Source organism: Dermacoccus barathri (assembly GCF_015070805.1).
Lineage (GTDB): Bacteria > Actinomycetota > Actinomycetes > Actinomycetales > Dermatophilaceae > Dermacoccus > Dermacoccus abyssi.
Map to the genome: position 1 here is coordinate 1 of NZ_JADCTK010000009.1, position 9518 is coordinate 9518.

Sequence of the window (9518 nt, forward strand, 5' to 3'; positions counted from 1 at the left end):
CGCCCGGTCACATTCCGAACCCGGAAGCTAAGCCCTTCAGCGCCGATGGTACTGCACTCGCCAGGGTGTGGGAGAGTGGGACACCGCCGGACTCCTTCCAAAGAAAAGGGGGGTTCTCGAACGATCTGAACGTGTCACACGTGTGACGGCCTTGTAGCCCAACGGCTCGGCCCACACCGACAACGGTTCAGGTTCGAGAACCCCCTTTGTCGCATACCCAAAAGTCATTTTCTTCGACGCGTTGTGGTGTTCGGCTCCGTAGCAAGCCGGGCCGCGGTTGTCGGAGGCCTGTGCGACGATGAAGTCGTCGTACCAACCGAGAGGAAACCATGTCCGAAGAGCGCAACGACAACGCATCCTCAGAGGGCGCCGAGCGCCAGCGAAGCCAGCGTTGGTCCAGCGCTCGTTCGGATCGTCGTGACTCTCCGAGGCGCGACGGTTCTCGTGATCAGCGTCGGGGTGACGACACCTACCGTGCGGATCGCCGCGACGAATCGCGTGGTGAAGGTCAGCGACGCGGGGACGGCTTCCGTGAGTCGTCGCGCGGTGCCTCCCGAGACGACCAGCGCCGGGGCGGTTATGGCGATCGTGGGGGCTACGGTCGATCCGATGAGCGTGCCTACCGCGGTTCCCGGGATGACAACGGACGCCGAGGTGGTTTTGATCGACGTGATGACCGAGGCGGTGCACGTCGCGAGGACTCTCGGGGCGAGCGGGGTGGTTACCGCGGGCCGGACTCCCGTGACGGGGAGCGTCGCCTCGATCGCCGGGAGGGTGAATTCTCCCGCGGGACGCAGGGCGAACGCGGAGGCTACGGGCGCCGTGAAGATCGTGAGCTCCAGGGGCGTCGTGACGATCGTCCGCAGCGCAGGGGCTACGGCAACCGCGACGAGCGCACTGGTCGTGGCGGCTTCGGCGGCCGCGACGATCGTGGGGGCTACGGCCGGCGCGACGAGCGCTCTGAGCGCGGTGGATACGGCGGCCGCGAGGACCGCGGTGGCTATGGCCGTCGTGACGAACGCGGTGGTTTCCGTGCGCGCGACGACCGCGGTGGCTTCCGCGGACGTGACGAGCGGGGCGGGGCCGGACGTGACGGAGAGCGCCGGGGCTTCGGAGACCGCGACGGCGCGCGCTCGGGTGGGCGCAGCGTTGGTTCCTCCGACCGCGGGCGTGGTTTCGATTCCCGCGACCGACGGGACGGCTTCGAGCGTGGGGGACGCGACGGCGGACGTGATCGCGGCCGCGGGTTCGAGCGTCGCGGCGGGTTCGACGGTCGCGGTGACCGCGGCGCCGGCTGGTCGGACGAGCAGAGCCAGATCCGCGGCCCGCGCAGCTGGGACGCGAAGGCGACCGGTGACGAGCGTCCCCGTCGTCGTCCCGAGCCGATGCTTCCGGAGGAGATCACGGGCTACGAGCTCGACAAGTCGGTGCGTCAGCAGTTGCGCACGCTGAGCAAGGACAACGCAGAAGGCGTGGCGCGTCACCTCGTGGCCGCAGCCGAACTGCTAGAGGAGAACCCGGAGAAGGCTCTGGACCACGCGCAGCACGCGGTGTCGCGTGCCGGCCGAGTTCCGGCGGCCCGCGAGGCCCTCGGTCTCGTGCTCTACCGCACGGGTGAGTACGCCGAGGCGTTGCGGGAGTTCCGCACGGCTCGCCGTCTGTCGGGTTCGGATCACCTGCTGCCGTACATGGTCGATTGTGAGCGCGGCCTCGGCCGCTACGAGCGTGCTCTCGAACTCGCCAACTCGCCGGAGGCTCAGCGTCTGCCGGAGGCGGACAACATCGAACTTGCCATCGTCGTGTCGGGCGTCCGGCGCGACATGGGCCAGGCGCGTGCGGCGGTCGTGGGCCTGCGCCTTCCGGCGCTGCAGAAGGCCACGACCCAGCCGTGGGCAGCCCGTCTGTTCTACGCGTACGCCGATGCCCTCATGGACCTCGGGGAGTCGGACGAGGCGCGCGAGTGGTTCGTCAAGGCCGACGAGGCCGACCGGGACGGTGAGACGGACGCGGGTGACCGCATCGACCAGATCGACGGCTTCGAGCTGACCGACCTCACGCCCGAGGACGAGGACGAGCAGGACCCGCGCCTTGCCGAGATCGACCTGTCCGAGTACGGGGCGGTGCAGCCGCAGCCCCCGGAGGCTACATCTGCTGAGCCGACCGAGGTGCCCGCAGATGCTGCGGCCAACGAGCATGCGGTGAGCGACGGCATCGTCGAGTCTGACGCCCAGGAGGCGGAGTCCTCCGGAGAGCGCAGCGTTCCTCGCGCGACGTTCGACGACGGCAGCTCTCGTGGCTGATGCGTTGATCGCTCGGTACGCGGCGATCGTCTGCGATCTCGACGGAGTCGTGTACGCCGGTCCCGAGCCGATCGAGCACGCTGTCGAGGCGTTGGTGGCGGCATCAGACAACGGTGCCCACGTCGTCTATGCGACGAACAACGCGTCGCGTACCCCGGCCGAGGTCGCGGGGCACCTGCGTGAGTTCGGTCTCGTGGTTGACGACGCCGACGTCGTCAACTCCTCGGCAGCGGCTGCCTACCTACTGGCGGGGTCGCTCACGGCGGGAGCTCGGGTGCTCGCCGTCGGGGGCGCCGGTGTGGGTGTCGCGCTCACCGAGGCGGGCTTGACGCCGGTGTCGCCCCAGGAGGCCCGGGACGGCACGCCGGTCGAGGCCGTACTCCAGGGTTACGGAGCCGAGGTGCGTGCGAGTGACCTCGCGGAGGCGGGTTTCGCCGTCGCCGGCGGGGCACGCTGGATGGCGACGAACACCGATCTCACCCTCCCCACCGACCGTGGAGTCGCGCCGGGCAACGGTTCGCTCGTGGGCGCGGTACGCAACGCTGTCGGCGTGGACCCGGAGGTGGCAGGCAAGCCGATGCCCACGATGTATGAGATGGCAGCGCGACGCAGCGGCGTCGACGCGCACCAGGTACTGGCCATCGGCGACCGGCTTGAGACCGACATCGAGGGCGCCGTGCGTGCGGGGATGGATTCCGTGCTCGTCCTCACCGGCGTGCACGATCTTGCCGATGCGGCGGCTGCGGCCCCAGAGCGTCGGCCCACGTTCGTCGTCGAAGACCTGCGGTCCCTGGCGAAGCCCTACGACGAGGACCACTCCGCCCCCAGCACCTCGCACGGCGACCTCACATGGTCCCAGGCGCGCGCGCTGCTGCGCGCGACGTGGGCCGAGGTCGACGCCGGCGAGCTCGACGCGGACGGCGCCCGTCATCGGTTCACGGACCTCACGGTGCGCTCGGCATGACGGCCGTTCCTTCCCCGCGCGACCTCAATCGCGCAGGCGGTCCCGCGGGCGGTGGGGAAACTCAGCACGACGGGGCTGTCGATGCGGCGCTCGAGACGCTGTCGAAGTCCACCGAGGAGTTCGTCGACGGTGCGCGCGAGGACGCCGGCGGCGTCATCGAGGCCGCCGAGGCGGTGCACGAACAGTTGCAGCGTCGCCTGCAGGAGGCCGGATCGTGAGCGGCCAGACCCGGCTCGACGCGGCGCTTGTCGAGCGGGGTCTCGTGCGTTCGAGGGCCCAGGCCAAGGAGGCTCTCGCACGCGGCAGTGTCGCCGTCAACGGGCAGATCGAACGCAAGGCCTCCACCCAGGTCGCAGATGCGGACGTGGTCACGACGAGCGAGGAGCGTGACCCCTACGTCGGGCGCGCAGCGCGCAAGCTCCTCGCCGCGCTCGAGGCCTTCCCGGACTTCGCGGGCGCCGTTGCCGGTGCACGTGCCGTGGACGTCGGAGCCTCCACGGGTGGCTTCACCCAGGTGCTGCTCGAGCGTGGTGCGACGCATGTCGTGGCGCTCGACGTGGGCCACGGACAACTGGCCGAACCAGTCAAGAGCGACCCTCGCGTCACCGATCTCGAGGGCCTCAACATCCGCGACGTCGTCTCGCGCGACAAGGTGGACGGCTCTCCTTTCGATCTTGTCGTGAGTGACCTGTCCTTCATCTCGCTCACTTTGGCGCTACCGCACATGAACTTCCTCCTGGCGGAGGCCGGGCATCTCGTCGTGCTCGTCAAGCCGCAGTTCGAGGTCGGCCGCGAACGTCTGGGGCGCACCGGCGTCGTCACGTCGCGCGATCAGCGCCGTGAGAGTCTCGAACGCGTTCTCGCCACGGCCACCGGGCTTTCGCTCGTCGTCCATGGCATAGCGTGGAGCCCCATGGTGGGTACGCACGGCAACCACGAATACCTCGTGTGGTTGCGCCGTGTGAACCAAGTCAGCGGCCTCGACGACGAGACCCTGCGCGCCACCATCGACCAGCTCACCGGGAGGGACGACACATGAGCCGCCGCATTCTGCTCATCGGCCATTCGCGACGTCCTGAGGCCTTCGACGTGGCCGAGCGGCTCGTGTCCGCTCTCACCGAGCAGGGCATAACCGTCGTCGGATTCGCCGACGAGTTGACGGCCTTCGGCATCCGAGAGCGTGACCACGTCGTCACGCTCGCCGAAGGTACGTTGCCGGAGGGGTGCGAGTTGGCCGTCGTCCTCGGTGGCGACGGGACGATCCTTCGTGCAGCAGAGATCTGCCGTGACACCGGCATGCCGCTGCTCGGCATCAACCTCGGCCACGTCGGCTTTCTCGCAGAAGCCGAGATGGAGGACGTCGACCGCATCGCCGGCGGCATCATCGAACGCAGCTGGAGCGTGGAGGAGCGGGCGACGCTCGAGGTCGTCGCCTCGTCCGGCGGGAACGACCCCACCGAGCTGTACCGCGGCTGGGCTCTCAACGAAGCCAGTGTGGAGAAAGCCGAACGCGAGCGAATGCTCGAACTGACGGTCGAGATCGACGGACGGCCGCTGTCGACATGGGGAGCGGACGGCGTCGTCATCGCGACCCCCACGGGCTCGACTGCCTATGCCTTCAGCGCCGGCGGACCCGTCGTGTGGCCCGACACCGAGGCCATCCTGCTCGTGCCGATCTCCGCTCACGCGCTCTTCGCGCGCCCCCTCGTGCTCAGCCCGGCCGCTCGGCTCGCGGTCGAACTCGTGCCGGGGGCGCAGGGGAGGGCAGTGCTGTGGTGTGACGGGCGACGTTCGTTCGATCTGCCCGACGGTGCGCGGATCGACGTCGTGGCGAGTGCGAAGCCGGTACGCCTGGCGCGTCTCAGCTCCGCTCCGTTCACGGATCGTCTCGTGCGCAAGTTCGACCTCTCGGTCTCGGGGTGGCGCGGCTCGCGCGCCTGAGATCGTTCGCCAGGAGCGAAATCTCCAATCGAATGCGTGTTCGAACGACGATCGGTCGGTCGGCTCCCTAGAGTGGTCTCGTGCTCAAGGAGATCCGCATTCGCAACATGGGTGTCATCGCCGACGCCACGTTGGAGCTGAGCCCGGGCCTCAACGTCGTCACCGGTGAGACCGGCGCAGGCAAGACGATGGTCGTCTCCGGCCTGGGGTTGCTCCTTGGCGAGCGCGCCGACGCCGAGCGTGTACGCACGGGGGAGAAGCGTGCCGTGGTCGAGGGCTTCCTCGACTTGCCTGACGACCACGCTGCCCTCGCGACGCTGCGCGACGAGTTCGAGTTCGACGGCGACGAGGAACTCATCCTCTCGCGCACGGTGGCTGCGGGAGGCCGGTCCAGAGCTCATGTCGCCGGGCGCAGCGTGCCGGCGTCGGTTTTGGCCCAGGTCGGCCACGACCTCGTTGCCGTGCACGGTCAGGCCGATCAGTGGCGTCTCAAGCGTCCCGAGGAACACCGTGAGGTGCTCGACTCGTTCGCGGGTGCCGAGTTGGCCGCTCTCGCCGAGCAGTACCGCGAAGGCTTCGTCCGGTTGAAGGCTCTTCGGGCCGAACGGCGTGAACTGACGCAGAAGGCTCAGGAGCGCGCGCAGCGCCTCACGATGCTCGAGGCCGGCATCGCACGGATCGACGAGCTCGAGCCCGTGGAGGGGGAAGACGTCGAACTCGCCGCGGAGAGCGAGCGGCTCACCCACGCCGAGGATCTCCTCGCGGCGGGCACGGGTGCCGCCGGCGCACTTGCCGGTGACGAGACGGACCCTGACCAGCCCAACGCTCTTGCGCTGCTCGCGCACGCACGAAGTGTGCTCGACTCGGCGGTGTCGCTGGACGCCTCACTGGGCGAGTACGTCACCCGGCTCAAGGAGATCCAGACGTTGACCGCCGACCTCGCGGCCGACGTCTCGGGGTACGCCTCCGGTATTGACATGGATCCGGCGCGGCTTGCCGACGTGCACCAGCGTCGCGCGGCCCTCACGGCCCTCATGAAGGCGTTCGGTCCGGAGCTCTCCGATGTCGTCGCCTGGCGCACGGCAGCGGGAGTCGAGGCCGAGGAGTTGGCAGGCTCCGACGACCGTGTCTCGGCCATCGACGCCGAGATCGCCTCGCTCACACCGAAGGTGGCCGACCTCGCGCTTCGTCTGCACGATGCGCGCGTTGAGGCCGCTACCAAGCTCGGCCAAGATGTCACCGCCGAGCTTGCCCACCTTGCCATGGGCTCCGCGCGCCTCGAAGTCGCCGTCACGCTCAACGAGGCCGAAGCCGGCCTCGAGCTGGGGGACGGGCGCATCGTGAAGCCCACCGAACACGGCATCGACGACGTCGCGCTCCTGCTCGCGGCGAACAAGGGCATGGCTCCAAAGCCGGTGACGAAGGCTGCCTCCGGTGGTGAGCTCTCCCGCGTCATGCTCGCGCTCGAGGTCGTGAGCAGCACGGGCGAGGTGCCGACGTTCGTCTTCGACGAGGTCGATGCCGGTGTCGGCGGTGAGGCGGCGGTCGACATCGGCGCGCGTCTGGCCAAACTGTCCGAACAGGCACAGGTCATCGTCGTCACGCACCTCGCCCAGGTCGCGGCGTTCGCCGACAACCACCTCGTCGTGCACAAGTCGCACGACGGCGCCGTGACGGAAAGTGGTGTCACGAGCGTCACAGGTGAGGCCCGGCACGAAGAGCTGGCGCGAATGCTGGGCGGCGACGCCTCCAGCGCGGTTGCGGTGGAGCACGCGAAGCAACTCCTTGCCTCCTCCGACGCGATTCGTCGCGAGGCGATGTCGCCCGCCCCCGTTCGATGACGTAGGCTGGCATTCCGTGGTGGATCAGACGACGAAGCAGATTTTTGTCACCGGAGGCGTTGCCTCTTCCCTCGGAAAAGGCCTGACGGCATCGAGCCTCGGCCGACTCCTTCGCGCACGTGGCCTCAGCGTCACGATGCAGAAGCTCGACCCGTACCTCAACGTCGACCCGGGAACGATGAACCCGTTCCAGCACGGTGAGGTGTTCGTCACCGAAGACGGTGCGGAGACCGACCTCGACATCGGGCACTACGAGCGGTTCCTCGACGTCAACCTGCACGGTCGCGCCAATGTGACGACCGGCCAGGTGTACTCCGACGTCATCGCCAAGGAGCGTCGCGGCGAGTACCTCGGCGACACCGTGCAGGTGATCCCGCACATCACGAACGAGATCATGGACCGCATGCGCGCCGAGGCCAACGGCCCCGACGCTCCGGACATCATCATCACCGAGATCGGCGGCACCGTCGGCGACATCGAGTCGCTGCCGTTCCTCGAGGCCGCTCGCCAGGTCCGCCACGCCGTGGGCCGCGACAACGTCTTCTTCCTCCACGTCTCCCTCGTGCCCTACATCGGACCGAGCGGCGAGCTCAAGACGAAGCCCACGCAGCACTCCGTCGCGGCACTGCGTCAGGTCGGTATCCAGCCCGACGGCCTCGTGCTGCGCGCGGACCGCGAGATTCCCGAGGGCATCAAGCGCAAGATCTCCCTCATGTGCGACGTCGACTCCGAGGCAGTCGCCGCTGCCGTCGACGCGCCGAGCATCTACGACATCCCGAAGGTCGTGCACGCCGAGGGCCTCGACGCCTACGTCATCCGCCGTCTCGGCCTGCCGTTCCGTGATGTCGACTGGGCCCAGTGGGACACGCTGCTCGGCCACGTTCACTCGCCGGCCCACGAGGTGGAGCTCGCGCTCGTCGGCAAGTACATCGACCTGCCCGACGCCTACCTGTCGGTGACCGAGGCCATGCGCGCCGGTGGCTTCCACCACGACACCAAGGTGAAGATCCGCTGGGTCGCCTCCGACACCTGCCAGACCGAGGCCGGCGCGCAGAAGGCGCTCGGGGGAGTGGACGGCATCCTCGTCCCCGGCGGCTTCGGCGTGCGCGGCATCGAGGGCAAGCTCGGCGCTCTGCGCTGGGCACGTGAGAACAAGGTGCCCACCCTGGGCATCTGCCTCGGTTTGCAGTGCATGGTCATCGAGTACGCCCGCAACGTCGCCGGTATCGCGGACGCCTCGTCGTCGGAGTTCGACCCGAACACGAGCCACCCCGTCATCGCGACGATGGAGGAGCAGAAGTCCTACGTCCAGGGCGAGGGCGACCTCGGCGGCACGATGCGTCTCGGTGCCTACCCCGCGAAGCTCGCGGAGGGTTCTGTCGTAGCCACGGCCTATGGCGCCACGGACGTCAGCGAGCGTCACCGTCACCGTTTCGAGGTCAACAACGACTACCGCGACGACATCGCGCAGGCGGGTCTCCTCTTCTCCGGCACCTCGCCCGAGGGCACCCTCGTCGAGTTCGTGGAGCTGCCGAAGGACGTCCACCCGTACTACGTGTCGACGCAGGCGCACCCCGAGTTCAAGTCGCGCCCGCACCGGGCGCACCCGCTTTTCGCCGGTCTCGTGGAGGCGGCGCTCGAGCGCAAGAAGGGCTGAGCCGCAAGCGAACCGGTCGGTGCCTGCCCCCTGGACACATGGGGCGGGCACCGACCGTTCTGTGAGAAAATCCCCTCATGACGAGCGAGCACGGACGGATGACCCGCGACGACCTCGTCGACGAGTACGCCAAGGCGCCCGTCACGCGTAGCGAGTGCGTCTACGAAGGCCGGGTCTGGAACGTCCTGTCCGAGGAGGCCGACCTCGGCGACGCCGGTCGCGTCACCCGCGACTTCGTCGACCACCCCGGCGCCGTCGCCGTTCTCGCCCTGCGTGGTCAAGCCGGCGCCGAAGAGGTGCTCGTCATTCAGCAGTACCGCCACCCGATCGGTGCCCGCGAGTGGGAGATTCCTGCGGGCCTGCTCGACGTCGACGGCGAACCTCCGCACGAAGCGGCACTGCGCGAACTCTACGAAGAGGCCGACCTGCGAGCCGGGCGCCTCGACCTGCTCATCGACTACGCCTCCTCGCCGGGTGGTCTGTCGGAGCAGTTGCGTATCTACCTCGCCCGGGACGTGAGCGAGGTCGCTACCGACGACCGTTTCGAGCGCGAGGACGAAGAGCTCGACATGCCGACGGCCTGGGTGTCGCTCGACGATGTCGTCGCCGCGGCCATGGCGGGCCGCATCCACAATCCGACCCTCCTCATGGGAGCGTTCGCCGCGAATGTCGCACGCGCGAACGGGTGGAACGACCTGCGACCCGCCGACTCACCGTGGGAGGTCCACCCGAAGGTCTCCTGACGCCGCGGGTGCCCGAGTGCGGCCCGCATGGCCGCGGTCCCTCGCGACCCAAGAAGTCCCTTCCGCTCCACC

At 68.8% G+C, this 9518-nt stretch carries 9 protein-coding genes and 1 rRNA gene; 9 read left to right on the plus strand and 1 reads right to left on the minus strand.

Going from position 1 to position 9518, the window contains the following annotated elements:
* A 5S ribosomal RNA gene (rrf, locus tag IM689_RS13785) occupies positions 1-92 on the plus strand; the annotation flags it as partial.
* Positions 93-359: 267 nt separating this feature from the next.
* Here the strand turns inward: rrf and IM689_RS13790 are convergent.
* Positions 360-1484, minus strand: a complete 1125-nt coding sequence (locus IM689_RS13790) for a hypothetical protein (protein WP_193644444.1) — start codon at positions 1482-1484, stop codon at positions 360-362.
* On the opposite strand from IM689_RS13790, the gene IM689_RS13795 reads away from it, so the two are divergent.
* From IM689_RS13795 to IM689_RS13830, 8 genes are all read left to right on the plus strand, one after another.
* Positions 1473-2300, plus strand: a complete 828-nt coding sequence (locus tag IM689_RS13795) for a tetratricopeptide repeat protein (RefSeq protein WP_193644445.1) — start codon at positions 1473-1475, stop codon at positions 2298-2300. The genes IM689_RS13790 and IM689_RS13795 overlap by 12 nt on opposite strands.
* Positions 2293-3264, plus strand: a complete 972-nt coding sequence (locus tag IM689_RS13800; RefSeq protein WP_319803899.1) for an HAD-IIA family hydrolase — start codon at positions 2293-2295, stop codon at positions 3262-3264. Before IM689_RS13795 ends, IM689_RS13800 begins: the two co-directional genes overlap by 8 nt.
* Positions 3261-3482, plus strand: coding sequence for a hypothetical protein (locus IM689_RS13805; RefSeq protein ID WP_047312662.1), 222 nt, complete (start codon positions 3261-3263; stop codon positions 3480-3482). The genes IM689_RS13800 and IM689_RS13805 overlap by 4 nt, the downstream gene beginning before the upstream one ends.
* Positions 3479-4303, plus strand: coding sequence for a TlyA family RNA methyltransferase (locus IM689_RS13810; RefSeq protein ID WP_193644446.1), 825 nt, complete (start codon positions 3479-3481; stop codon positions 4301-4303). The genes IM689_RS13805 and IM689_RS13810 overlap by 4 nt, the downstream gene beginning before the upstream one ends.
* On the plus strand, positions 4300-5205 hold the full coding sequence (locus IM689_RS13815) for an NAD kinase (RefSeq protein ID WP_193644447.1): 906 nt from the start codon (positions 4300-4302) through the stop codon (positions 5203-5205). The genes IM689_RS13810 and IM689_RS13815 overlap by 4 nt, the downstream gene beginning before the upstream one ends.
* Before the next feature lie 80 nt (positions 5206-5285).
* The gene (gene recN, locus IM689_RS13820; protein ID WP_193644448.1) at positions 5286-7046 is read left to right on the plus strand and encodes a DNA repair protein RecN; all 1761 of its coding nucleotides are present in this window, start codon (positions 5286-5288) and stop codon (positions 7044-7046) included.
* A gap of 19 nt (positions 7047-7065) precedes the next feature.
* Complete coding sequence (locus IM689_RS13825) at positions 7066-8703, plus strand: CTP synthase (protein ID WP_193644496.1); 1638 nt, start codon at positions 7066-7068, stop codon at positions 8701-8703.
* 77 nt (positions 8704-8780) lie between these two features.
* Positions 8781-9446 (plus strand): NUDIX domain-containing protein, encoded by a 666-nt coding sequence (locus IM689_RS13830; RefSeq protein ID WP_193644449.1) that lies wholly within the window; start codon positions 8781-8783, stop codon positions 9444-9446.
* The last annotated feature ends 72 nt before the right edge of the window (positions 9447-9518 follow it).